The organism is Mesorhizobium sp. WSM3866 (assembly GCF_002294795.1).
Classification (GTDB): domain Bacteria; phylum Pseudomonadota; class Alphaproteobacteria; order Rhizobiales; family Rhizobiaceae; genus Mesorhizobium.
This window is the reverse complement of sequence record NZ_NSGC01000024.1, coordinates 1-23,409: the sequence shown is the minus strand read 5'-3', so window position 1 is coordinate 23,409 and position 23,409 is coordinate 1. Positions and strand designations below refer to the sequence as shown.

The following is a 23,409-nucleotide window of genomic DNA, read 5'->3' as shown; positions in this document are numbered from 1 at the left end:
CACTCGAACGGTCGGAGAACGAAAAAGCGGAAAGCTCGCCGTGGTGACCGGCGCTTCCAGCGGCATCGGCAAGGAACTGGCGAAATTATGCGCGAGAGATGGCTACGAACTGGTGATCGTGGCCGACGAGCCGGCGATAGAGCAGGCTGCCGAGGCGCTGCAATCTCACCACGTTGCAGTCGAGGCGGTAGAAGCCGACCTCGCGACCGAGGAAGGGGCCAATCAACTGATCGCGAGGATTGGTGACCGCGCTATTGACCTTCTGTTCCTCAACGCGGGACGAGGCCTGGGCCGGGGCTTCATCGATCAGGACTGGCCCAAGGCGCGCCGCGTCATTGACACCAACATCACCGGCACGGTCTATCTGGCACATCGGCTCGGCCGGCAGATGGTCCGGCGTGGCCGCGGCCGGATCCTGTTCACGGGCTCCATCGCCGGCTTCATGCCCGGCACCTTCCAAGCGGTCTACAACGGCACCAAGGCCTTCATCGATTCTTTCGCCATCGCGCTGCGCCATGAGTTGAAGGACAGCGGTGTGACCGTGACAGTGCTGATGCCCGGCGCGACGCAGACCCGCTTCTTCGAGCGCGCCGACATGATGGACACCGAAATCGGGACTCAGGAGAAAGACAATCCGGCCGATGTGGCCAAGGACGGCTATGACGCCATGATGGCCGGAAAAGAGCAGGTCGTTAGCGGTTTGAAGAACAAGATGCAGGCTGCCGCGGCCCATGTCACGCCGGCCGGCACGCTGGCCGAGCAGCATCGCAAGGCCGCCGAACCGGGCTCCGCGAACAACGGATGAATCCGAGGCGCCGCCCGGGGAACATTCCAGCCGGGCGCAAGTTCGATGCACTCAATCCTCCAATCGACAGGAACGGCACGATGAAAGCGCTGACATGGCACGGCAAGGGCGATATCCGGTGCGACGCGGTCGCCGATCCCGCGATCGAGGACGACCGCGACATCATCATCAGGGTTACCTGCTGCGCCATTTGCGGTTCGGACCTGCATCTGATGGACGGCTATATGCCGACGATGAAATCGGGCGACGTGCTGGGCCATGAGACCATGGGCGAAGTGGTGGAGGTCGGCCGTGGACACAGCAAGTTCAAGAAGGGCGATCGCGTCGTCGTTCCCTTCAATATCTCATGCGGCGAATGCTGGTTTTGCCAGAACGGCCTGTTTTCACTCTGCGACCGGTCGAACCCCAACGCCGACCAGGCCGCCAAGGTCATGGGCCAGTCGCCCGCGGGCCTGTTCGGCTATTCGCATCTGGTCGGTGGCTATTGGGGCGGGCAAGCCGAGTATTTGCGCGTGCCTTTTGCCGATGTCGGCCCGATCAAGGTGCCGGACGGCATGGACGACGAACAGGTCCTGTTCCTCTCCGACATCTTCCCGACCGGCTATATGGCGGCGGAGAACGCCGGCATCCGGGAGGGCGACACCGTCGCCATCTGGGGCTGCGGGCCGGTCGGCCAGTTCGCGATCCAGAGCGCCTGGATGCTTGGCGCCGGACGCGTGATCGCCATCGACAAGGTGCCGGAGCGGCTTGCTATGGCGCGGGACCACGGCAAGGCCGAGACCCTCGATTTCAGCAACGTGAATATCTACGATGCCCTGATGGCCATGACCAACGGTCGCGGCCCGGACAGTTGCATCGACTGTGTCGGCACCGAAGCCGATGCCAGCGCCACCCCGGATTCCATGCTCGATAAGGTCAAGGCGAGTGTCTATCTTGGCACCGACCGGCCGCATGTGCTGCGCGAGGCGATCTATTGCTGTCGCAAGGGAGGCACCATTTCGGTGCCCGGCGTCTATATCGGCCTTGTCGACCACATCCCGTTCGGCGCGGCGATGAACAAGGGGCTGACGTTCCGCATGGGACAAACCCACACGCAACGCTATCTCGAGCCTCTCCTGCACAAGGTCCAAAGCGGCGACATCGACCCGTCCTTCGTGATCACCCACCGCGCCGGGCTCGAGGCCGGACCCGACCTCTACAGGAAGTTTCGCGACAAGCAGAACGGCTGCATCAAGGTCGTGATGCGCCCTCACGGGTGACCACGTCTTTGCCCGGAACTCGCCCGGGCGCCCTGTCGTTGCGATCAGGTAAGGAGGTATCAAATGGCTCAACTGAAAAACACATCTCGGCCGGCCACCAGGTCACCGAACGCCGAAGGCCTTCCGCGTCCAAACCGCGATGCCATGGATAGCGACGCCGGCGCGAGACCGGCAGTTCCCAAAACAGCCGGCGCCGCCGAGGAACAGTCGACATCACCGCTCGACAGTAAGGTTGCCAATCGCAATGCCGGTCGCAAGCGCGAGGCCGGAACCACCCCGCGCCCAACCGACAAGCCATTGGATTGAGGCAACCGGGGCGGCGCGGCAGCCTCCGCCGGTCGGGCCGCTTGCGTGCGTTCGTTGCTGGTTACCTGCCGCCGCCCGCGTCAACCATTCCCGCTCCGCTCGACAAATTTGTTGAAGCGGCTCTTTCCTCCGCTCCCGGCCTTGTCCTGATGGAGGAAGGCAAGGTCGTTCTCGTCGAAGATCCGGAAGAACTCATCCCACTCGATCGGTTCGAGCGCTTCCTCCGGCTCGCCGAAGTCGATGCGCAGGATGCCGCCCTCGCCCTTGGTGCGAACCACGGCGGGATGGCCGTCCCTCTCCTCAACCCATTTGCGAATTTCGTCGTGATTGGTGGTCGTCTTCGCTTCAGACATGGCATTCCCTTTCTCGCCGCACGTCGGTGAGCGGCCCTAACAGCGCGCAAAGGGCAATGTTCCCAGGCATGCGGGCGACCCGCCGACAGCTTCGCCACGGAGGGAACTTTGATGAAGCAGGGAACAAACCTTTTGTCCCGAAGTTCGGGAGCCCAACGCTAAATCGGCCCCAACGCTAAATCGGCCCCAACGCTAACTCGGCAAGGAGTTCTCGTGAAACGTGTCCTGGTTACGGGAGGCTGCGGTTTCATTGGCCGGCATGTCGCCCAGGAACTCATCGAGCATGGCTACGAGGTCCGTGTCCTGGACGCACTCTTGGACCAAGTGCACGGCAATGAAGCCGTCAGCATTCCAGCTGGCGCCGAGCTGATACGGGGAGATGTACGTGATCGAGACGCGGTCGCCGACGCGGTAGCGGATGTCGACACCGTCATCCACCTCGCTGCCGAGGTCGGCGTCGGCCAATCCATGTACGAGATCGCCCGATATGTCGGCACCAACGATCTCGGCACCGCGACCCTGCTCGAGGCGTTGATCAAGAAACCAGTCGAACGCATTGTCGTCGCATCGTCGATGAGCATCTACGGCGAAGGCCTCTACAAGACACCAGACGGGCGGCGTATCGACGATGCCCATCGCAAGCCAAGCGACATCAGGATCGGCCAATGGGACCCGCTGTCGGCTGCCGGCGAAGCGCTGTCGCCGATTCCGACCGACGAGGAGAAACGTCCTGACCTCGCTTCGATCTACGCGCTGACCAAATATGCGCAGGAACGCGCGGTGCTGATCTTCGGTCAGGCTTATGACGTGGATGCGGTGGCATTGCGCCTGTTCAACGTCTTCGGCGCCGGTCAAGCGCTCGCAAATCCCTACACCGGCGTGCTTGCCAACTTCGCTTCGCGGCTCGCCAACGGCAAGCGGCCGATGATCTTCGAGGACGGCGAGCAAAAGCGCGACTTCGTCCATGTGCGCGATGTCGCCCGCGCTTTCCGCCTGGCGCTGGAGCAACGCCAGGCAGCCGGCCACGCGATCAATATCGGCAGCGGACGGTCCTACACCATCAGCGAGGTCGCTCGATTGCTTGCAGAAGCGATGGGCGTTCCGAAGCGGCCGCCCGAAATCCTCGGCAAGGCGCGCTCCGGCGACATCCGCAACTGCTTTGCCGACATTGCCAAGGCGCGCGAGCTGCTTGGCTTCGAGCCGAGCCATCGGCTTGAGAACTCCCTCGGTGAATTCGCGGCCTGGGTTCGCAACACCGTCGTCATCGACCGAGGCGCCGACATGAAGCGCGAGCTTGAAGAGCGGGGGCTGGTGTCATGAGCGAGCGGCATCGCGGCCTCGGCAAAGCGCCGGTGGCCGTCATCGGCGGCAGCGGCTTCATAGGCTCAAACCTCGCCGACAGCCTGTTGTCGGATGGCGAGCCAGTTCTGGTCATCGACAATCTCAGCCGAGCCGGCGTCGAGCAGAACCTCGAATGGCTGGCGCAAAAGCACGGCAACCATCTCAGGGTTGAAGCCGTGGACGTGCGCGACCAAGCCAAACTGGCCTCGGTGCTGACGCCAGCAAGAGCGATCTTCCATCTGGCCGCCCAGACCGCTGTGACCACGAGCCTGATCGATCCCGCGGAGGACCTCGACATCAATCTCAAAGGCACCTTCAACGTGCTTGAGGCGGCGCGCCAGGTGAGCGCCCCGGTAATCTTCGCCAGCACTAACAAGGTCTACGGCAGCTTGCCCCAGCTCGCGGTGCAGGAAACGGACGACCGTTACGAGCCTTGCGACGAAGCCATCCGCGCCAATGGCGTCGACGAGACGATCGGGCTCCATTTCTGCACGCCCTATGGCTGCTCCAAGGGCGCTGCGGACCAGTATGTCCTTGATTATGCCAAGTCCTATGGCCTGCCGACGGCGGTGCTGCGCATGAGCTGCATCTATGGACCGCGCCAGTTCGGCACCGAGGACCAGGGCTGGGTCGCGCATTTCCTCCTCAGCGCGCTCAGCGGCCGGCCCATCACCGTCTATGGCGACGGCAAGCAGGTGCGCGACATCCTGCATGTGTCCGACGCGGTTGCCGCCTATCGCGGAGTGCTGGCCAGGATCGAAGACCTCAAGGGACAGGCGTTCAATCTTGGCGGCGGACCGCGGAATGCCGTCAGCCTGCGCTCGCTCCTGTCGGAGATCGCCATCATGACCGGCCGCGACATCGTGGTGCGGCAGGATCTCGAACGCACCGGCGACCAGCCCTTCTTCATCGCCGATACCCGCAAGATAGAGGCCGCGCTTGGCTGGCGGGCGCATGTCCCGTGGCGCGAAGGCATCAGCGACCTTGCCGGCTGGCTGTTGCGGCACCGTCTTCAGCCGCACGCTGAAGTGGCGAGGTACGTCGCATGAAAGTCGCACTGGTCAATCCACGTTGGACGTATGAACACAGCATCTATTTCGGCTGCCGCCAGCCGCATCTGCCCCTGGAGCTTGGCTACTGCAAAGCGCTCTTGGAGACCGACGGCCACAGCGTGCTGATGCTGGACGGGCAGTTGCAGCATCTCGACAACGCGGAACTTGCCGAGCGCGTGGCGGCGTTCGCGCCGGACATGACCGTCGTGACCACCGCGCCGACCTATCTGTTCTGGCGCTGCGCGCCGCCGGAGCTGCGGGTGCCGGCAGAATTCCTGAAGCATCTCGCCGGGCGCGGCGGGCGCACCGCCGCCGTCGGGCCGCATGGCTCGGCGACGCCGGCCCCTACCCTGCGCAAGCTTGGCGTCGATGTCGTCGTGCGCGGCGAATGCGAGGAGGTGGTGGCGGAGCTTGCCGGGCGCGGCGAATGGAGCGCCGTCCCTCACACGGCGCGGCTCGAGAGCGGCGTGCTGGCCTGCAACGGTGGCGTGAGCGTCAGCCGCTTCGTCGACCACCCGGCACTTCATTGGCCGTCCGATTGGATTGCGGCCCATTCGCACCACCATCATCGGTTCGACGCGGACCAGAAGGGCGCCGGTGCAGAGGTGGAAGCTTCGCGGGGTTGCCCCTATAATTGCAGCTTCTGCGCCAAGATCGATTTTCGCGACGCCTACCGCCGCAGGAACCACGACGCGGTCGTCGCCGAGATCGACGGTCTGATGGCCCAGGGCGTCGGCTACATCTACTTCATCGACGAGATTTTCCTGCCCCAGAAGGCGCTGCTCGAGGCCCTTGTCGACCGCGATATCCAATTCGGCGTTCAGACGCGCATCGACCTCTGGAAACCGGAGTTGCTGGAATTGTTGGGCGAGGCCGGCTGCGTCTCGATCGAAGCTGGCCTGGAAAGCCTGACCGTCGAAGGCCGCGAGATGCTGGCCAAGCGCTGTCGGCTGGGCACCGAGGAATTGGCCGCGCTGCTGGTCGATGCCCGCCGCCATGTTCCTTTCGTCCAAGCCAATCTGATCGGCGTGGTCGAGGACGATCCGGCCCTGGTGGAGTATTGGCGCAAGCACCTCATCGACAACGGCGTCTGGGCCAACGAGCCGGTGCCGCTCTATCCCTATCCGAGCTCGCCAAGTTACCGCGAGCTGTGGGGCGAACCCGACGATTTCGCCTGGGAGCGCGCGCATGAGCACTATCTGGCTTCGTTCCGGACGTTCAGCGACATCCAGGACCAGCGCCCGCGCGCGCTGGCCGAATTGGAGTCCTCATGCTGCAATCATTGATCCATCGCCCGCGGCGCATCCTGATGACCACCGACTCCGTCGGTGGCGTCTGGCGATATTCGCTCGACCTGGCGCGCGAGCTCACCAACCGAGGGGACAGCGTCGTGCTGGCCGGGCTAGGGCCTCGGCCTTCTCGGGAGCAGGCACAAGAGGCGCAATCCTTCGCGACGCTCGCATGGCTCGAGACCCCTCCGGACTGGATGACGCGCAACGAGAGCGATCTCGACGGCCTGCCCGGCGAGCTTCGGGAGCTTGCAACGACCTCTGCCGCGGACCTCGTTCATCTTAACGCTCCGGCCCAGGCGGCCGAGGTCGATCTGCCCTGCCCCATCCTCGTGGTCTCGCATTCCTGCGTCGTGACGTGGCTGCATGCCGTGCGCGGTCAGGTCCCGACCGACGGCTGGGCCTGGCAGAAAGACCGCAACCGGGCTGGTTTCAATCGCGCCGATATTGTGGTGGCACCCAGCCGAAGCCACGCCGACATGCTTGAGGCCTGCTACGGGCCGGTCGCGCGGCTAAGTGTTGTCCACAACAGTGCTCTTCCCGGCCCGGTCGCCTCGCGGCGCGAGCCTTTCGTCCTGGCCGCCGCCCGCTGGTGGGATGAAGGAAAGAATGCGGCGGTGCTGGATGCCGCGGCTGCCATAACCGAATGGCCGGTCCATGCCGCCGGCCCCCTCGACGGGCCGGACGGGCAGATGGCGTGTCTCGATCATTGCGTCGCGCTCGGCTCGATCGGCCATGCCCAAGTGCGCCAGCGGATGGCGCGGGCCGGCATTTTCGTTTCGCCATCGATCTACGAGCCCTTCGGGCTTGCCGCTCTGGAAGCCGCGCTCTCGGGCGCGCCGCTGGTCCTCGCCGACATTGCGACCTATCGCGAACTCTGGGACGGCGCGGCTATGTTCTTCGACACGCGCGATCCGCATGCGCTTGCCGGATGCATCGCCCACCTCTCCCGCGACGAAAATTTGCGGCGCCAGCTTGGCCGGCGCGCCGTCCGTCGCGCGCGCAAATTTTCGCCGCAGGCGCAGGCGGCCGCGATGAGTGAAATCTACGATCGTGCGGCGATGGCCGTCGCAGGGCGCTGACCATGCATTTCGTATTCTACACCCATTCCGTCGTTTCCGATTGGAACCATGGCAATGCGCATTTCCAGCGCGGCATCATGCGCGAGCTTGTTGCGAACGGACACCATGCCCTCGCGCTCGAACCCGCGGACGGCTGGAGTCGTTCGAACCTTCTGGCCGAGCAAGGCCCCTTCGCCGTCGAGCGCTTCCGGAAAGATTTTCCCGAGCTGATGCCGGTGACCTACGATGCGTCCTTCGATCACGAGGCCTGGATTGCGAAGGCGGATGTGGTGATCGTCCATGAATGGACCGATCCAGATCTTGTGGCGCGGATCGGGCGGGCCAAGCTCAACGGCGGCAAGTTCACGCTGCTGTTTCACGACACGCATCACCGCGCCGTGTCGGCGACGCAGTCGATCTCGGCACTGAACCTGGAGCACTATGACGGCGTCTTGGTCTTCGGCGAGGCGTTGCGGGAGAGCTACCTTCGCGCCGGCTGGGGCCGACGGGCTTTCACCTGGCATGAAGCAGCGGACGAACGGTTGTTCAAACCCTCTCCCGAAGCCGACGCCGTATCGGATCTGGTCTGGGTCGGCAACTGGGGCGACGACGAACGCAGCGCCGAAATCCAGGAGTTCCTCGTCGCGCCGGCACGCGAGCTTGGCCTGTCGGGAACCGTTCACGGGGTGCGCTACCCAGCGCAGGCGCGGGCCGCGCTCGCCGACGCCGGCTTGCGCCACGAAGGTTGGATCGCCAATGCCGACGTCCCGAAAGCGTTCGCGCAGCATCGAGTGACGGTGCACATCCCGCGCCGACCCTATCGGGACCATCTGCCGGGCATTCCCACGATCCGCATGTTCGAGGCATTGGCCTGCGGCATTCCCCTCGTCTCTGCGCCATGGTCGGACGTGGAAGAGCTGTTCCGTCCCGGCAAGGACTTTCTGTTTGCCCGCGACGGCTCCGAGATGCGCCAGCACCTGCGCGACGTGCTGCACGACGCCGGGCTTGCGAAGGCTCTGGCGGCAGCCGGGCTGGAAACCATCCTGGCGCGGCACACATGCCGGCGCCGCGCCGACGAATTGTTCGACATACTCGCCGCATGCGGCAATCGCCATGCGGTTGACGGGGTGCCAACAAGGGAGGCCGCCGCATGAAGATCGCCTTTTACGGATCCAGCCTGCTGTCGTCCTATTGGAACGGCGCCGCCACCTATTATCGCGGCCTGCTGAAGGCACTTTCCCGGCGCGGTTACGACATCGTCTTCTACGAGCCGGACGCCTTTGACCGGCAGAAGCACCGCGACATCGAGGTTCCCGACTGGTGCGACGTCGTCGTCTACGAGGCGACGCCGGATGCGCTGATGCAAGTCGCTTGCTGCGCAGCGCAGGCCGACATCGTCGTCAAGGCAAGCGGTGTGGGCTTCGAAGACGAAGCACTGCTGCGCGCCGTGCTCGACCACGCCCGCAATGACGCGCTGACAGTGTTCTGGGACGTCGACGCCCCGGCGACGCTCAGCGACTTGCGGAACGATGCCGGCCATCCTCTCCACGAGGAGCTCAAAAGGATCGCCCTCGTGCTGACCTATGGCGGCGGAGATCCGGTCGTGTGGGACTATAGGGCGCTTGGCGCCGCCGAATGTGTGCCGATCTACAACGCGCTCGATCCTGAGACGCATTTCCCTGTCGCCCGAGATCCCCGCTTCGCCTGCGATCTCGCCTTTCTCGGCAATCGCCTGCCGGACCGCGAGGCCCGCGTGGAAGGCTTCTTCCTCGAGCCGGCCGGAGCGCTGGAGGACCAGAAGTTCCTGCTCGGCGGATCAGGCTGGGGCGACAAGGCGATGCCGGAGAATGTCTCCTGGCTCGGCCATGTCGGCACTCGAGACCACAACGCCTTCAATGTCACGCCGAAGGCGGTGCTGAACATCAGCCGCGACAGCATGGCCAGCAACGGCTTTTCGCCGGCAACGCGGGTGTTCGAGGCGGCCGGCGCCGGTGCATGCCTCATCACCGACGCCTGGGCCGGTGTCGAGCTGTTCCTTACGCCTGGCGAGGAAATCCTGGTGGCGCGAGACGGCGCCGACGTTGTCGAGATCATGTGCACGCTCACACCAGGGCGCGCAAAGGCGATCGGGGCGGCAGCGCTTCGGCGTGTTCTGGCCGAGCACACCTACACGTTGAGGGCTGAACGGGTTGACGCAATCTTAAAGGCGCATTTCGAGCGCGAGACCGTGGAGGCCGCAGAATGACGAAGGCACTCGATATCGTGTTCCTGGGTCTTTCTCTGTCCTCTTCCTGGGGCAATGGCCATGCGACGACGTTTCGGGGGCTGCTGCGGGGCCTCGACGAGCTCGGCCATCGCGTCACCTTCTTCGAACGCGACGTGCCCTGGTACGCGCACCACCGCGACCTGCGCGACCCCGATTATTGCGACTTGCGCTATTACGACACCGTCCAGGAGCTTCGTCGCAGCCATGAACGAGACCTTCAGCAGGCCGATGTTGTGGTCATCGGCTCGTTCGTGCCTGAAGGCAGGGCGGTCATCGACGACCTCGCGTCGCTGTGCACCGGGCTATTCTGCTTCTACGACATCGACACGCCGGTGACGCTGGCCAGGATTGCCGAAGATGACTGCGACTATCTCGCGCGTCGGCAGATTCCCTATTTCAACCTTTATTTCTCCTTCACGGGCGGACCGACCCTCCATCGCCTGGAGCTCGAATTCGGCGCGCGTCGGGCCGAACCGCTCTATTGCTCCGTCGACCCCGAGCGGCACCATCGAAACCGAAATGTGATCAAATGGGACCTAGGCTATCTCGGCACCTACAGTCCGGATCGGCAGCAGACCCTGGAAACGCTTCTGCTCGAGCCTGCGCGTCGACTGCCGGATCGACGCTTCGTGGTCGCGGGCTCGCAATACCCGCACGATATCGACTGGCCCGACAATGTCGAGCGGATCGAGCACCTGCCGCCGGCCGAGCATGCCGGCTTCTATAACCGGCAGCGCTACACGCTGAATGTGACACGCACTTCGATGGTCGAAGCCGGATGGTCGCCCAGCGTCCGGCTTTTCGAAGCAGCGGCGTGCGGGACGCCGATCGTCAGCGATCGCTGGCCAGGCCTCGACAGTTTCTTTCCGGCTACGGCGATACAGACGGCCGGCAGCGCAGATGATGTGACGGGAATTCTTCTGGGACAGCCCGACCGCGCCAGGCTCAGCATGGCCAGGCAGGCCCATTCGCTGGTCCTGGAAAGACACACCGGAGTTGCTCGGGCACGAGAGTTCACGTCGATGCTGGCGCGGGCAAGGCAGACACGTCCGGTGCTCGATCTGGATGTCGAAAGTGCAGCATGACAGGCAGACAGGAGAACACACAGATGCGGCGTTCAAGAAAGGCCCAACAGACACGGACGGCGCTTGTCGCCGGCGGTGCCGGTTTCCTCGGTTCGCACCTATGCGAGGCCCTGTTTGGCATCGGCTATCGCGTGATCTGCATCGACAACTTTCTCACCGGCCGAATGGAGAACATTACGCCGCTTATCGGCCAATCGCGCTTCCGGTTGATCGAGCAGGATATCTGCAGCCCGCTGGAACTGGGTGAACCGGTCGACCGTGTCTTCAACCTGGCATGCGCGGCGTCACCGCCCCGCTACCAGGCCGATCCTGTTCATACCACGCGCACCTGCGTGGTCGGGTCGCTCAATCTCCTCGAGCTTGCCGTTCGCGACGGTGCACGCTTCCTGCAGGCATCGACCAGCGAAGTGTATGGTGATCCCGAGCAGCATCCGCAGCGTGAGGACTATCTCGGCCATGTGAACTGCACCGGCCCGCGCGCCTGCTACGACGAAGGCAAGCGCACCGCGGAGACGCTTTGCTTCGACTATCTTCGGGCCGATCGGGCCGACGTACGTGTCGCCCGTATCTTCAACACTTATGGCCCAAGGATGGACCCCGCCGACGGTCGCATCGTCTCGAATCTGGTCATGCAGGCACTTGAAAAGCGGGCGATGACGATATTCGGCGATGGCCGGCAGACGCGATCCTTCTGCTACGTCACCGACCTGGTCGAAGGCCTGCTGCGGCTCATGGACATCGAGCCCAATCCGCGCCAGCCGATCAATCTTGGCAACCCCGGGGAATTCAGCGTCCTCGAACTGGCGAGCCTGGTGAGGGAACTGACCGGCACCAGGTCGCCCGTGAAATTCCTGCCTTTGCCGGAAGACGATCCCCGCCGGCGACGCCCCGACATAGCGCGTGCGAAGGAGCTTCTCGGATGGGCCCCCAAGGTACCTCTCCGGCAGGGCCTGCTGCAAACGGTCGTTTACTTCGCCGAACTCGAAGGCAGCGCGACCGTGTCGCCCGCCGCCGCGACCAACAGGTCCGGAGCAGACGGATTGGAAACCGGCAGCCCGCAGGATCCCGATGCGTCCCGCGTTCTTTTCACCGAAGCGGAACATCCGACCGAGATTCTGGTTGGGCCCGATAACCGGCACGGAGAACGCAGTCGTGCAGTCGAAGCGATCAGCCAAGGACATCGAGCAGATGGCGGCCGCGGAAACCGCCGCCTTCCTGCGACGAGCCTCCATCACCTACCTCGAATGTTGCGTCAGCCTGATGATGACGCATCTTCAACGCGAAGAAGTCGCAACCATCCTCGAGCGGGAAGCTGACATGCTGCGCAGGCTGGACTGAGCCCCCAGCGCCTCAGATGAATGACGAACAAATAGCATATGAGCCCCGCAGTCTGAGGTCCGAACGTCCACCTCGCCAATGAAGGGGACCCGATATGAGTCTCGGCACAATCCTCATTATTATCCTGATCTTGTTGCTGATCGGCGCGATCCCGGCCTGGCCGTATTCGTCGGGCTGGGGCTATGGGCCTTCGGGCGTGCTCGGCGTCATACTTGTCATCCTGGTGATCATGGCGCTCATGGGCCGGATTTGAGGCCGCGCGGGCGAGATTCCATTAGCCGCACTCCGAACGTCGCGTCCTGCGCTGGCCGTTCGGAGACAACGCGGCAACGGGAGTCTTGAACGTCGACCGCATCGGCGAATTTTCCACCTCTCAAGGAACATTCCTGACCGATCACAGTTCGGCGCGAGGAACTTACCTCCAACAATAGAGGCGGCGGTTTCGTGACATCGAAAAAGGTTCGCATCGGCATCGTCGGTGTCGGCAATTGCGCATCCTCCCTAGTGCAAGGCCTCACCTATTATCGTCAGGCAAAAAGCAACGAGCCGATCCCCGGGCTGATGCATGCCGATCTCGGCGGCTACCATGTCGAAGACATCGAGGTCGTCTGCGCCTTCGACGTCGCCAAGAGCAAGGTCGGGCGCGATGTGGCCGAAGCAATCTACAACGCCCCGAACAACACCTTCCGTTTTGCCGATGTCGCGCCGATCGGCGTGCGCGTGCAACGCGGACCTACACTCGACGGCATCGGCAAATATCTGCGCGATGAAATCGAGGAAGCGAATGAGCCGGTCGCCGACGTGACCGCAGGCCTTCGGGAAAGCGGGGCCGAGGTGCTGGTGTCCTATCTGCCGGTCGGCTCGGATGCGGCAACCCGCTACTATGCCGAATGCGCGTTGGCGGCCGGGTGCGCTTTCGTCAACTGCATACCGGTCTTCATCGCTTCGCGGCCGGAATGGCGCCGCCGCTTCGAAGAGCGCGGCCTGCCCCTGATCGGAGACGACATCAAGAGCCAGGTCGGCGCTACCATCGTTCACCGGCTGCTCGCCAATCTGTTTCGGGAGCGCGGGGTGCGCATCGACCGCACCTACCAGCTCAACTTCGGCGGCAACACGGACTTCCTCAACATGCTGGAGCGTGAGCGGCTGGAATCGAAAAAGATCTCCAAGACGCAGTCGGTCACCAGCCAGATCGATGTACCGCTCGAGCCCGGCAACATCCATGTCGGACCCAGCGATCATGTGCCTTGGCTCACCGACCGCAAATGGGCCTATATCCGGGTCGAAGGCACGACCTTCGGCGGCGTCCCGCTGAATGCCGAACTCAAGCTGGAAGTCTGGGATTCGCCCAACTCCGCCGGAGTGGTCATCGACGCGGTGCGCTGCGCCAAGCTGGCGCTCGATCGCGGTATCGCTGGGGCGCTCACCGGGCCTTGCAGTTATTTCATGAAGTCTCCGCCGGAGCAGTTCACCGATGCCGAAGCCCGCCTGCGCACCCTCGCCTTCATAGCCGGTAGGGGCGAGCCGATGCTCGACGCCGCGGAATGACAACGACTATTTTCCTCGTGCGGCATGCTGCGTATGACAATGTCGGCCGCTATCTGGCAGGCCGCCAGGATATCGATCTTGGCCAAACCGGCCAGGCACAGACGCTGCGTCTGGCCCGCCGTCTGGCGAGGGAACCGCTCGCGGCCATTTTCAGCAGCCCGCGCAAGCGCACCTTGGAAACCGCGAAACCGATCGCTGTCGCCTGCAATATCGAGCAGATCGGAATCTGCCAGGAATTGGATGAGATCGATTTCGGCGCATGGTCCGGCAAGACATTCGAAGAGCTGGCCGATGACGCCGCCTGGCGGATGTGGAACGACCAGCGACAGAGCGCCCGAACACCGAGCGGCGAGACCATGCAGGACACCCAGCAGCGGATCGTCGACCTCATGGACGTGCTGCGCGAACAGGCCCCAAACCGATGCGTTGCACTGATCAGTCACGCGGACGTCATCAAGGCTGCGGTGTGCAAGGTGCTTGGCCTTCAGCTCGGCGACTGTTTTCGCTTCGACGTCGAACCTGCCTCGATCACCACCGTCGTCCATGGCGACTGGGGCTCTAAGCTCATTCGCCTGAACGAAATCGCCTGACTGGAGCTGCCCGATGCGCATGGTGATCTTCGGCCTCACGGTCACCTCTTCCTGGGGAAACGGACATGCCACGCTTTGGCGCGGGCTGATACGCGCGCTGGCGCCACTCGGCTGGTCGATCAGCTTCTTTGAGCGCGACACACCCTACTATGCCGGCGCAAGGGATCTCACCCATCTCGATGGCGGCCACGTGGTGCTCTATCCGGGATGGGATGATATTGCCCAGGCTGCGGCAATCGCGGTCCGGCAGGCTGACGCGGTCATCGTCACCTCCTACTGCCCGGATGCTGTTGAAGCCTCACGCCTCGCGCAGGAGAGTTGCCGTGGGCTCAAGGTGTTCTACGATCTTGATACCGCGGTGACGCTCGCGCGCATCGAGCAGGGCGAGCAGCCTCCCTATTTCGGTCCGGAAGGCCTTCGCGATTTCGATTTGGTGCTGAGCTACACCGGCGGCGAGGCACTCGGTGCGCTCAAGTCCATGCTGGGGGCGCGCCGTGTCGTGCCGCTCTACGGCCATGTCGATCCGGAGCGTCATCGGCCGGCAAAGCCCAGGGCCGAGTTTGCGGGCGATCTGTCCTACCTCGGCACTTATGCCGCGGATCGCCAGGCCGGCGTCGAGAAGCTGCTCGTCGCGCCCGCCGTCCGGCTGCCGGATCGCCGTTTCGTCATTGGCGGCGCTCAATATCCGCAGGAGTTTCCGTGGAGCGACAACATCTTCTTCGTCAGGCATTTGCCGCCTGCCGATCATCCGGCCTTCTTCTGCTCGTCACGTCTCACCCTGAATGTCACCCGCGAGGCCATGGCGCGCAAGGGCTGGTGCCCCTCCGGCCGGCTGTTCGAAGCGGCTGCCTGCGGCGCCGCCATCGTTTCCGACGACTGGCCGGGTCTGGACGACTTCTTCGAGCCCGGCTGCGAAATCCTGCTTGCACATTCCACCGACGATGTGGTCGCCGCGCTCGGTTTGTCGGACGGCGAGCTCGAGGCGTTGCGCCGCCGAGCCCGCGAACGCGTCCTCGACGAACACACATCCGCACGCCGCGCCGCGGAACTGGACCGGATTCTGGTCGAAGCCGCCACCGCGCCAGCAAGCGAACCGATGAAGGAAACAGTCTGATGTTGGGTATCGTGCCTGCGGCGGGGCGCGGCAGCCGCATTCAACCGCTGGGTTTTTCCAAGGAACTGCTCCCGGTTGGCAGCCGGATGGACGGGCAAACCGAGCGTCCGTGCGCGGTCAGCGAGTATCTGGTGCGCCGAATGGTGCGCAACGGCGTCGACAGGATCTGCTTCATCATCGGTTCGGGTAAGTCCGATATCCTCGAATACTATGCGGCCGGCTATGACAGCGCGGCCGCGATTTTCGTGGCCCAGCCCTCTCCCGTCGGTCTTTGCGACGCGATCTTCCGCGCCGCCCCTCTCGTCGCGCCGCAAGAGACCGTCCTGGTCGGTCTGCCGGACACGATCTGGTTCCCCGAGGACGGCTTCTGCCATCTGCCGGACGACCGGCTGTCATTCCTGCTGTTTCCTGTAGACCGTCCCGAGCTTTTCGACGCCGTGGTCGTCGATCAGGACGGCCGCGTCGAGCAGATCCAGGTCAAGCAGCAGGACGCAGCCACCGACTGGGTCTGGGGCGCGTTCAAGATGCCGGGCTGCATCTTTCAGCGGCTCGCGGCGCTTTGGCGCGAGCGGGACGGCTGCGACGAGTATTTCGGAACGCTGGTCAATGCTTACCTTGCTGCCGGTGGTGAAGCCTGGGGCATCAAGGCGGGCTCGGCTTATGTCGATGTCGGCACCTTCAACGGCTACCGCACGGCGCTCCGGCTGCTTGAAAACAACGACGCCTCGGAAGACGATGGCACAGCGATATTCGTGCCGCCGAGCCGCTCGCACGTGCCATCCTTGCCAGGCGAAGGAGGCTGACCATGCTGCATTCCGACGCGGAAATTCGCCGCCGCATCGATGCGCTTGGACCGTGGTTCCACAACATGCAACTGGCGGGCGTGGAGACCGCTCCCGACCATTTCCTCGGCAACTATCCTCTGGTGAAATGGCAGAAATTCGCGGATGCGATCCCGGCCGATCTCTCGGGCAAGTCGGTGCTCGATATCGGCTGCAACGCCGGGTTCTATTCCATTGAAATGAAGAAGCGAGGCGCCGATCGCGTGCTCGGCATCGATTTCGACGTGGACTATCTGACACAAGCGCGTTTCGCCGCCGAAATCGCCGAGTGCGACATCGAATTCCAGCAATTATCGGTCTACGACGTCGGCGCTCTCGGCGAGACCTTCGACATCGTGCTCTTCATGGGCGTGCTTTACCATCTACGCCACCCGTTGCTGGCGCTCGACCTCATCCGCGAGCATGTTGCGCGCGACTTGATGATCTTCCAGTCGATGCAACGCGGGAGCAGCGAAATCCTCGCGCTCGAACAGAACTACGATTTTTGGACGCTCGACCTATTCGATCGAACCGAGTTCCCGAAGCTGCACTTCATCGAGCACCGCTACGCCGACGATCCGACCAACTGGTGGATCCCGAACCGCGGCTGCATCGAGGCGATGCTGCGCAGCGCCGGCTTCCAGATCCTGCTTCACCCGGAAGACGAGGTCTACTTCTGCCGCGCGTCCGATGAGCCGGCGGGTGAAGGTGCGGTTTACCCGTCGAAAGGACGAAATGATGATTGAAGCCGCCATGATCTGGAACGAGCCCAACAACAAGTCGCATTGGGACCCAGAGCTCGATCCGGACTGGAGCCGCTTCGCCGGGATGACGATCATGGCGGCGGACGCGATCGGGCTTGAAAACCCGGCGATCACCAGGGTGCTTGGCGGCATTTCGCCGATCGATGCCGGCTTCATGTCGCTGATCAAGGAATATGGTGTCCTCGACCATGTCGACGCCGTCGCCGTGCACGGCTTCCCGCTCGACTGGAACCTTTGGCAGATCCACGAATGGCCGCAAAAGCTCGGCGAGATCGCCCAAGTTACCGATCTGCCGATTTGGATCAGCGAAGTCGGCGTGTCGAGCTTCGGCGCCGAGGAGGTCCAGGTCTGGGGCCTGCGGCGGACGGCGGAGCTTCTGCTGGGCAACGCGCCCCGCGTCCAATGGTATAGCCTTTATGATTTGCCTCATGCTTGGGGAGCGACCACACGGCATCGCGAGGTGGAAGGTTCCTCCTATTACCGTCATTTCTACATGGGTCTTCTGCGCGAGGATGGCTCGCCCAAGCCCGCGCTCGAAGAGTTCGTGCGGCACACTCCGGAAATGGGCCTCGTCCAGTGGTTCCATTTCGAGGACCACCGGCTGGACGACGCCGTCGCCTGGATGAAGCGGCTGGGCGTCACCAATCTGCGCACCGGCCTCTCTTGGGCCGACAGTTTCAGACCGAATGCCCTCGATTGGTTCGACCGCCAGATGGAAGCCCTGGCAGACTTCAACGTCACCATCACTTTCTGCTTCACGCCCGAGCACCGAGGCCTGCAGCCTCATCACACCAGCCCGCCACAGGCGCCCGAAGAGTTCGCCGAATTCTGCGCGAAGATGGTGCGCCGCTACGCACCTGGCGTGCGCGACGCCGCGATTCCCATGCGGCGGGTCTCGGCCGCATGAGGTCACTTCGGCTCGATCAGCCATGACGCTTACAGTGCTCAACGTCGCCTATCCGCTTGCGCCTGTCGGCCTCGATGCGGTCGGCGGCGCCGAGCAGGTGCTGTCGATGCTGGATCACGCACTGGTCAGGCAAGGCCATCAATCCATCGTCGTCGCCTGCCGGGGCTCCAGCGCGGCCGGGACCTTGGTCGAGACGCCTGCCGAAACAGGCGCGCTCGACGAGACGGCAAAGAGCCGCGCCCAGGACGCGCACCGCGCGGCGATCGCAGCCGCGCGTGCGCGCTGGCCGATCGATGTCGTCCATCTGCATGGCATCGATTTCGATGCCTATCTTCCCGATGACGGCCCCACGCTCGTGACACTGCACCTGCCGCTTGCCTGGTATCCGGCCGGAGTGCTGAGCCCGGCCCGTGAAGACCTGTGGCTGCACGCGGTCTCGGAGGCGCAGCAAGCAACCGCGCCGGCCGGATCGAGACTGATCGCGCCCATCCCAAACGGGGTTGACGTCAATGCGCTTGCCGCCCCCCGGTCGCATCGCAATTTCGCGCTCGTGTTAAGCCGAATATGCCCGGAAAAAGGCATCCACCTGGCGATCGACGCCGCGAAGCGCGCTGGAGTGCCGCTTGCAATAGGAGGGCAGATATATCCCTACCGGACACATGTTCAGTATTTCGCCGACGAGGTGGAGCCTCGCCTCGACAGGCGGCGGCGTTTCCTGGGACCGCTCGGGTTTTTCGCCAAGCGGCGGCTTCTCAACGCCGCCCGCTGCCTGGTCATTCCGAGCCTCGCCGCGGAGACGAGCTCGCTCGTTGCCATGGAAGCCCTCGCCTGCGGCACGCCGGTTGTGGCCTTCCCGAATGGCGCCCTGCCCAATGTCGTTGAGCACGGCAAGACCGGGTTCCTGGTCAATGATATCGACGAGATGGCGATAGCCATCGACGCTTCGGCCGACCTCGACAACGAAACATGCCGGGCCGAGGCGCGAGATCGGTTTTCGCTCGATCGCATGGTTTCGGCCTATATGGATGCCTATCGGGCATTGGCAAAGCTCGGCGAGTCCCGCACACATTTGGGAGTCGCCGGATGAGCGGCCTGCGTGCCGATGTCATCCGCGACCAAGATGCGCTCGACGGTCTAGAGCAGCATTGGTGGTCGCTCTGGTCGCAATGCGGCTCTGCTACGCCTTTCCAGTCACCCGCCTGGCTCCTGCCATGGTGGCGGACATTCGCGCCGGGCGATCTCTCGGCGATCGCCATGTGGAACGGAAACGATCTCGTCGGCCTGGCACCACTCTACCTCGAACGGCACGCTTCCGGTTTGCGCCTGCTTCCGATCGGAATATCGCTGAGCGACTATCTCGACATTCTTTGCGCACCCAAGTTCGAAGAAGCCGTCGGTATCTTGATTGCCGAGACTGTGCTTTCGCTCGAATGGTCGCAATGGATCCTGCCGGACCTTTCGAGTGAAGCCGCATCCCTGGAGCTTTTGCTGCCCGATATCGACGAGAGCCGATCTACCGGCCATGCCGCCTGCCCCGTGCTTGCCTTGGCTGGCGACGAGACGCTTGCAGGGTGCGTTCCCGCGCGGCGAAGACGCCAGCTGCGTCGCGCGCTGCGAGCCGCGCAACGGAGAGGCCGGGTGACGATCAACCGGGCGGAGGCCGCGCCGGAGATATTTCTCGGTCAGCTGATCCGCCTGCACGACGCCCGCTGGGCCGGACAGGGCGGCGGCGTGCTGACGCAAAGCGCGATCGAGTTTCATCGCAATGCCTTGCCCCGTCTCGCCGCGAGCCATTTGGCGCGGTGCTGGCTGATGGAAATCGACGGCGCCGTCGTCGGCGCCTATTACGGTTTTCATCACCACGACCGCGCCTATGCCTATCTCGGCGGCTTCGACCCCGCTTACGCATCGGAGAGCCCCGGCGCCATTCTGATCGGCAAGGCTATCGCCGAAGCCGTTCAGGACGGCGCGCGAGAGTTCGATTTTCTACGCGGCCGGGAGAGCTACAAATACAGCTGGGGAGCAAAGGACCGATGGACCATACAACGGGTCTGGACCCGGAGCGCCTCGCCATGACCACAGCAGAGCGAGTGAGGTCGACCGCGAGGCATATCCTCGAGGATTGCATGGCGACCGACCTGTCCGCCGAAGTCGCGGTCGCCAGATTGGCAGTCGAGACGGATATGCGCGCGCCAGAATTGGCGGACGTCGCATTGGACATGCGTACAAGCGCTGTCGAGCGAAGGGGCTGGCTCGAGGACATCGCTGTGCTTCTTTCAGGCAAGGCAGATGCCTTCGATAGTCTGAGGTCAACGGCAGCTTCGGTTTGTCATGACCGTCTGCGCGGCGAAACCGGTGAGATGACGATCCGCCGGCTGGCCGAGGGCTTTGACGAGGCGGTCGCCATCTCTCCGGCGGCCAGCGTCCAACTTTCGTCGCTTGGCGACGAGGAAAAGCTTTCGGCTGCAACGGCCGAAATCGTCTCCTGGCTGGAGCGACAGGATTTTACCGGCGCGGACAAGACAATACTCGATATCGGCTCCGGCATCGGCCGCTTCGAATGCGCGCTCCACGCCAGAGCGGAGCATATCGTCGGCATCGATATCTCCCCCAGGATGATTGCCGTCGCGCGCCGCCGCTGCGCCGGTCTTGGCAATGTTGAATTCCGCCGGACCTCGGGCCTCGATCTTGGCGAATTCGTCGACGCGGGTTTTGATGGCGTGCTGGCGGTCGACAGCTTCCCTTACCTGGTACTTGCCGGCGTCGCCGAGCGGCACTTTATCGAAGTGGCGCGCGTGTTGCGGCCGGGAGGGATGGCGGCAATCCTCAATTATTCATATCGGATGTCGCCCGCCGCCGATTCCTCCGACATCGGCCATCTCGCCCGAATATGCGCCATGGACGTCCTCATCGATGGCGAGATGCCTTTCCGTCGATGGGACGGCACCGCCTTTCTTATTCGTCGTACCGGCGGAACATAACCGACGGACCGAAGTTCGGGCCCCAAACCACTTGCGCAGAAGCTGGAAGACCCAGGAGAAGAAGATGGCGTCCGGCGGTAAGAAACACATGGGACGCGGCAGTCAGGGCAAAGGTGCCGGGACCGGAGCGAAGACGACGGTTGCGAAAGACATGATTGGCGAAAATGACGTCCTGTCGAACCGGGATAAGAAGCAGCATACAAAAGAACGCGGCCTCGACAGCAATCGGATCAAGTCCGATCAGTATCAAGACCACGCGGCAAACCGGATTCCGGAAGACTGATCTTGCGGGGGACTACCGCAAGACTTTGCCGGCTCGGAACGGATCAGTTCAGGCAAAGGGTTTTCGCTCCGCCACGATCTGCTGCGGGGCTGAAGCTGATCGGCGGCTGGAAGCGCCTTGCAAACTCCGGCCGTGTATGGTCTCAAGTGAATCTCGAAGGGGTCACATTTGCTAAGAGAATGCCATGTCTCGTCCGAGCCAGCGCGATCCCGTCAGCCAGGCAAGCCTGGGCATAGACCAAGAGATCGCGTCGTTGTTGACCGCCATTGAGCAGGAAAAAGTTCCTGATCGCCTGGCTAAGCTCGCGATCGAGTTGCAGAATGCGCTGATCGAGAAGCGCCGGTGCAAAAAGGAGAACTGACGACAAGCCTCATCGATGCCTGTCAGCGCTTCTGTCCCAGTGATCTTCCGCGAGATGGTCGTGTCTTTCGACCAGCGCTTGCGATGAGCTTTCATCAAGGAATTCCAGGACGCTTGCACGCGCGCGGTTGAGACGGCTTTTAACGGTCCCGACCGCGCAATCGCATATCTCCGCGGTTTCTTCGTAGCTGACGCCCAGCACACCGATTAGCGTCAGTACCTCGCGCTGATGTATCGGAAGCTTCTGGATGGCGCGGTAGACCTCCTTGGTCCGAACGGACCAGTCCTGCGAGGCTTCCGAAATCGGCCGGCTGGAGGCGCAGTCAAGCAAACCGGGCGCTTCCCTAGCTGCCGCCTTGACCCGCGTGTAATGCGTATTGCGCATGATGGTGAAAAGCCAGGACTTCAATCGCGTCCCCGGCTCGAACTTGTCCAAATTCGCAAGCCCCTTGGTCAGGGTCTCCTGCACCAAATCGTCGGCATCATCGGGCAAGCGGCAAAAAGTGCGCGCAAAAGCACGCAAGGCAGGAATGAGGTCGACGACAGCGACCTCGCCCGGTACGCAGTCAGGCACGGCATGGCCTTTGGGTAACACGGTTCTCACCCCAGCAGAGAGAGTTGATGGGCATTGATTAGGGAGAATGCGTGACGATGATGATCGTTCCTGTTGTAAGCGAACTTGCTTGAACGCCTTCGCCAACCCCCGGCGTCGCCGTTCGAGTTAGAGCAACGAACTCGCCAATCCCCCCGAGGCCGCAAAGATCACCACGGTCGTGGTGCCCCCCAGGATGTTGGTGCTTCGGCTATTGACCTGGTCGCTCGCCATCCTGCGATCGTTCGTCAGCCAACGGATCAACAGCAGCGGAGAGTGGAAAAGTCCTCCACGATGCCAGACGGGACCAATGCCTGCATTGGATGTTGCGAACGCTTGCAAGAAGCCGATTGCCAAAGGCGAGGCGCCCCGAAGCCTCAGTGCTTATGCGCGCCAAATCGCGCGACCGCCTCGATCAGCACTTTGGAGTCTACTGGCTTCGACAGTCTCGGCGAATCCCGGAACTGATCGGGAAAGACCGTTGCGCTGTCATAGCCGGTGAGGAAGAGGAAAGGAACGTGGCGCGCTGCGAGGTGCTCGGCAAGCGGGAAACTGCGTTCGCCATGCAGGTTCACGTCGAGCACCGCCCCATCGAGTTCGACGCCATCGATCTGCTCGAGCGCCTGTTGGACCGAGGGCGCGGGCCCCACCACATGGCAGCCCGCATCGGTCAGTTCGTCGGAGAGGTCGAGCGCAACCAGGAAAGCGTCCTCGACGACGAGGATTCGCAGGCCCGATAATGGAGCGCTCTTGTTCATGCGTAGCCGGGCAGCGGCTCGAAGGCTTCGGTTCGGGCAAGGGGGATTTCAAGCAGGCACTCCAGGCCGGTGGGCCGGAAGTTCAATTCGACACTCCCCCTCAACTCGTACTCCAAACTCTGCTGGATGAAAGTGGTTCCAAAATTTCTGCGGGATGGCTCTTCCACGGCCGGACCGCCGAGTTCCTTCCAGCTGATCGAAAGCATGCCCGGCTTCACCACGTTCCAGGAGACCTCGACGCGTCCGGTCTCGACGGAAAGCGCCCCATATTTGGCGGCGTTGCTGGCAAGCTCGAAGAACACCATGCCGAGTGCCGCCGCCGTTGCCGCATCGAGGTGGAACGGCCGGCCGTGAACGACTAGATTCTGGCGTCCCGTGGTGCTGTAGGGGGAAAACGTCGCCCTCAGCAGTTCCTCGAGGTCGGCGTCGCCCCAATTGTGGGAAGACAGGACCTCATGCGTGCGCGCCATCGCGTGCAGTCGCTCATGGAATGATGTCGCGAATTCCCCCATTGAGCTTGACGAGCGGATCATGCG

At 63.3% G+C, this 23,409-nt stretch carries 25 protein-coding genes and 1 pseudogene; 22 read left to right on the top strand and 4 right to left on the bottom strand.

Annotation, left to right across the window (positions count from 1 at the left end; all coding sequences use genetic code 11):
- Positions 1–40: 40 nt before the first annotated feature.
- Together CK222_RS29735 and CK222_RS29730 are read left to right on the top strand one after the other, a co-directional pair.
- Positions 41–805, top strand: a complete 765-nt coding sequence (locus CK222_RS29735; protein WP_245433362.1) for an SDR family NAD(P)-dependent oxidoreductase — start codon at positions 41–43, stop codon at positions 803–805.
- An 80-nt stretch (positions 806–885) separates the two neighbouring features.
- Positions 886–2,064 (top strand): zinc-dependent alcohol dehydrogenase, encoded by a 1,179-nt coding sequence (locus CK222_RS29730; protein ID WP_095802787.1) that lies wholly within the window; start codon positions 886–888, stop codon positions 2,062–2,064.
- A gap of 386 nt (positions 2,065–2,450) precedes the next feature.
- Here CK222_RS29730 and CK222_RS29725 read toward each other — a convergent pair whose 3' ends face one another.
- Complete coding sequence (locus CK222_RS29725) at positions 2,451–2,723, bottom strand: hypothetical protein (protein ID WP_095779479.1); 273 nt, start codon at positions 2,721–2,723, stop codon at positions 2,451–2,453.
- A gap of 213 nt (positions 2,724–2,936) precedes the next feature.
- Here CK222_RS29725 and CK222_RS29720 point away from each other — a divergent pair, with 213 nt between their 5' ends.
- The 20 genes and pseudogenes from CK222_RS29720 (at position 2,937) to CK222_RS32590 (ending at position 21,524) form a co-directional block, all read left to right on the top strand.
- Entirely contained in the window at positions 2,937–4,043 is a 1,107-nt protein-coding gene (locus CK222_RS29720; protein ID WP_067320618.1) for an SDR family NAD(P)-dependent oxidoreductase, read from the top strand.
- On the top strand, positions 4,040–5,113 hold the full coding sequence (locus CK222_RS29715; protein ID WP_095802771.1) for an NAD-dependent epimerase/dehydratase family protein: 1,074 nt from the start codon (positions 4,040–4,042) through the stop codon (positions 5,111–5,113). The genes CK222_RS29720 and CK222_RS29715 overlap by 4 nt, the downstream gene beginning before the upstream one ends.
- Positions 5,110–6,402, top strand: coding sequence for a TIGR04295 family B12-binding domain-containing radical SAM protein (locus CK222_RS29710; RefSeq protein WP_095802770.1), 1,293 nt, complete (start codon positions 5,110–5,112; stop codon positions 6,400–6,402). Before CK222_RS29715 ends, CK222_RS29710 begins: the two co-directional genes overlap by 4 nt.
- Positions 6,387–7,487, top strand: coding sequence for a glycosyltransferase family 4 protein (locus CK222_RS29705; RefSeq protein ID WP_095802769.1), 1,101 nt, complete (start codon positions 6,387–6,389; stop codon positions 7,485–7,487). The genes CK222_RS29710 and CK222_RS29705 overlap by 16 nt, the downstream gene beginning before the upstream one ends.
- 2 nt (positions 7,488–7,489) lie before the next feature.
- Positions 7,490–8,620 carry a glycosyltransferase gene (locus CK222_RS29700; RefSeq protein WP_095802768.1) on the top strand — a complete coding sequence of 377 codons (1,131 nt, stop codon included), beginning with the start codon at positions 7,490–7,492 and terminating at the stop codon, positions 8,618–8,620.
- A complete protein-coding gene (locus tag CK222_RS29695) occupies positions 8,617–9,711 on the top strand; it encodes a glycosyltransferase (protein WP_095802767.1) in 1,095 nt (364 codons plus the stop codon). The genes CK222_RS29700 and CK222_RS29695 overlap by 4 nt, the downstream gene beginning before the upstream one ends.
- Positions 9,708–10,817, top strand: coding sequence for a glycosyltransferase (locus CK222_RS29690; RefSeq protein ID WP_095802766.1), 1,110 nt, complete (start codon positions 9,708–9,710; stop codon positions 10,815–10,817). The genes CK222_RS29695 and CK222_RS29690 overlap by 4 nt, the downstream gene beginning before the upstream one ends.
- Before the next feature lie 23 nt (positions 10,818–10,840).
- Positions 10,841–11,794 (top strand): annotated as a pseudogene (locus CK222_RS29685) (UDP-glucuronic acid decarboxylase family protein); the annotation flags it as partial.
- 455 nt (positions 11,795–12,249) lie between these two features.
- On the top strand, positions 12,250–12,408 hold the full coding sequence (locus CK222_RS29680; RefSeq protein WP_066991972.1) for a DUF3309 domain-containing protein: 159 nt from the start codon (positions 12,250–12,252) through the stop codon (positions 12,406–12,408).
- Positions 12,409–12,599: 191 nt separating this feature from the next.
- Positions 12,600–13,703, top strand: coding sequence for an inositol-3-phosphate synthase (locus CK222_RS29675; RefSeq protein ID WP_067320599.1), 1,104 nt, complete (start codon positions 12,600–12,602; stop codon positions 13,701–13,703).
- Complete coding sequence (locus tag CK222_RS29670; protein WP_095802765.1) at positions 13,700–14,293, top strand: histidine phosphatase family protein; 594 nt, start codon at positions 13,700–13,702, stop codon at positions 14,291–14,293. The genes CK222_RS29675 and CK222_RS29670 overlap by 4 nt, the downstream gene beginning before the upstream one ends.
- Positions 14,294–14,306: 13 nt before the next feature.
- Positions 14,307–15,407 (top strand): glycosyltransferase, encoded by a 1,101-nt coding sequence (locus CK222_RS29665; RefSeq protein ID WP_095802764.1) that lies wholly within the window; start codon positions 14,307–14,309, stop codon positions 15,405–15,407.
- Positions 15,407–16,210: a nucleotidyltransferase family protein gene (locus tag CK222_RS29660; protein ID WP_095802763.1), complete on the top strand. Its 804-nt coding sequence runs from the start codon at positions 15,407–15,409 to the stop codon at positions 16,208–16,210. Before CK222_RS29665 ends, CK222_RS29660 begins: the two co-directional genes overlap by 1 nt.
- Before the next feature lie 2 nt (positions 16,211–16,212).
- Positions 16,213–16,974 (top strand): TIGR04290 family methyltransferase, encoded by a 762-nt coding sequence (locus CK222_RS29655; protein WP_095779489.1) that lies wholly within the window; start codon positions 16,213–16,215, stop codon positions 16,972–16,974.
- A complete protein-coding gene (locus CK222_RS29650) occupies positions 16,967–17,899 on the top strand; it encodes a beta-xylosidase (protein ID WP_095802785.1) in 933 nt (310 codons plus the stop codon). The genes CK222_RS29655 and CK222_RS29650 overlap by 8 nt, the downstream gene beginning before the upstream one ends.
- Before the next feature lie 22 nt (positions 17,900–17,921).
- Positions 17,922–18,986, top strand: coding sequence for a glycosyltransferase (locus tag CK222_RS29645; RefSeq protein WP_095802762.1), 1,065 nt, complete (start codon positions 17,922–17,924; stop codon positions 18,984–18,986).
- Positions 18,983–19,975 (top strand): GNAT family N-acetyltransferase, encoded by a 993-nt coding sequence (locus tag CK222_RS29640; RefSeq protein WP_095802761.1) that lies wholly within the window; start codon positions 18,983–18,985, stop codon positions 19,973–19,975. Before CK222_RS29645 ends, CK222_RS29640 begins: the two co-directional genes overlap by 4 nt.
- Positions 19,976–20,025: 50 nt before the next feature.
- Complete coding sequence (locus CK222_RS29635) at positions 20,026–20,880, top strand: methyltransferase domain-containing protein (protein ID WP_245433360.1); 855 nt, start codon at positions 20,026–20,028, stop codon at positions 20,878–20,880.
- A 64-nt stretch (positions 20,881–20,944) separates the two neighbouring features.
- Positions 20,945–21,163 (top strand): hypothetical protein, encoded by a 219-nt coding sequence (locus CK222_RS29630; protein ID WP_095802759.1) that lies wholly within the window; start codon positions 20,945–20,947, stop codon positions 21,161–21,163.
- A 184-nt stretch (positions 21,164–21,347) separates the two neighbouring features.
- The gene (locus tag CK222_RS32590; RefSeq protein ID WP_082953720.1) at positions 21,348–21,524 is read left to right on the top strand and encodes a hypothetical protein; all 177 of its coding nucleotides are present in this window, start codon (positions 21,348–21,350) and stop codon (positions 21,522–21,524) included.
- A 9-nt stretch (positions 21,525–21,533) separates the two neighbouring features.
- On the opposite strand, the gene CK222_RS29620 is transcribed toward CK222_RS32590, so the two are convergent.
- The 3 genes from CK222_RS29620 to CK222_RS29610 form a co-directional block, all read right to left on the bottom strand.
- On the bottom strand, positions 21,534–22,118 hold the full coding sequence (locus CK222_RS29620; RefSeq protein WP_348626855.1) for a sigma-70 family RNA polymerase sigma factor: 585 nt from the start codon (positions 22,116–22,118) through the stop codon (positions 21,534–21,536).
- A gap of 374 nt (positions 22,119–22,492) precedes the next feature.
- A complete protein-coding gene (locus tag CK222_RS29615; RefSeq protein WP_095802758.1) occupies positions 22,493–22,873 on the bottom strand; it encodes a response regulator in 381 nt (126 codons plus the stop codon).
- On the bottom strand, positions 22,870–23,409 hold a 540-nt coding region (locus tag CK222_RS29610), incomplete at its 5' end, for an HWE histidine kinase domain-containing protein (RefSeq protein WP_280951800.1). The genes CK222_RS29615 and CK222_RS29610, both read right to left, overlap by 4 nt.

Bases quoted from the DNA above. Each gene is read 5' to 3' on its own strand.
- CK222_RS29690 (WP_095802766.1), top strand. From the start codon at position 9,708: ATGACGAAGGCACTCGATATCGTGTTCCTGGGTCTTTCTCTGTCCTCT.
- CK222_RS29635 (WP_245433360.1), top strand. From the start codon at position 20,026: ATGGCGACCGACCTGTCCGCCGAAGTCGCGGTCGCCAGATTGGCAGTC.
- CK222_RS29655 (WP_095779489.1), top strand. From the start codon at position 16,213: ATGCTGCATTCCGACGCGGAAATTCGCCGCCGCATCGATGCGCTTGGA.
- CK222_RS29615 (WP_095802758.1), bottom strand. From the start codon at position 22,873: ATGAACAAGAGCGCTCCATTATCGGGCCTGCGAATCCTCGTCGTCGAG.
- CK222_RS29670 (WP_095802765.1), top strand. From the start codon at position 13,700: ATGACAACGACTATTTTCCTCGTGCGGCATGCTGCGTATGACAATGTC.
- CK222_RS29730 (WP_095802787.1), top strand. From the start codon at position 886: ATGAAAGCGCTGACATGGCACGGCAAGGGCGATATCCGGTGCGACGCG.
- CK222_RS29665 (WP_095802764.1), top strand. From the start codon at position 14,307: ATGCGCATGGTGATCTTCGGCCTCACGGTCACCTCTTCCTGGGGAAAC.
- CK222_RS29695 (WP_095802767.1), top strand. From the start codon at position 8,617: ATGAAGATCGCCTTTTACGGATCCAGCCTGCTGTCGTCCTATTGGAAC.
- CK222_RS29640 (WP_095802761.1), top strand. From the start codon at position 18,983: ATGAGCGGCCTGCGTGCCGATGTCATCCGCGACCAAGATGCGCTCGAC.
- CK222_RS32590 (WP_082953720.1), top strand. From the start codon at position 21,348: ATGTCTCGTCCGAGCCAGCGCGATCCCGTCAGCCAGGCAAGCCTGGGC.
- CK222_RS29660 (WP_095802763.1), top strand. From the start codon at position 15,407: ATGTTGGGTATCGTGCCTGCGGCGGGGCGCGGCAGCCGCATTCAACCG.
- CK222_RS29645 (WP_095802762.1), top strand. From the start codon at position 17,922: ATGACGCTTACAGTGCTCAACGTCGCCTATCCGCTTGCGCCTGTCGGC.
- CK222_RS29680 (WP_066991972.1), top strand. From the start codon at position 12,250: ATGAGTCTCGGCACAATCCTCATTATTATCCTGATCTTGTTGCTGATC.
- CK222_RS29725 (WP_095779479.1), bottom strand. From the start codon at position 2,723: ATGTCTGAAGCGAAGACGACCACCAATCACGACGAAATTCGCAAATGG.
- CK222_RS29630 (WP_095802759.1), top strand. From the start codon at position 20,945: ATGGCGTCCGGCGGTAAGAAACACATGGGACGCGGCAGTCAGGGCAAA.
- CK222_RS29710 (WP_095802770.1), top strand. From the start codon at position 5,110: ATGAAAGTCGCACTGGTCAATCCACGTTGGACGTATGAACACAGCATC.
- CK222_RS29700 (WP_095802768.1), top strand. From the start codon at position 7,490: ATGCATTTCGTATTCTACACCCATTCCGTCGTTTCCGATTGGAACCAT.
- CK222_RS29650 (WP_095802785.1), top strand. From the start codon at position 16,967: ATGATTGAAGCCGCCATGATCTGGAACGAGCCCAACAACAAGTCGCAT.
- CK222_RS29705 (WP_095802769.1), top strand. From the start codon at position 6,387: ATGCTGCAATCATTGATCCATCGCCCGCGGCGCATCCTGATGACCACC.
- CK222_RS29715 (WP_095802771.1), top strand. From the start codon at position 4,040: ATGAGCGAGCGGCATCGCGGCCTCGGCAAAGCGCCGGTGGCCGTCATC.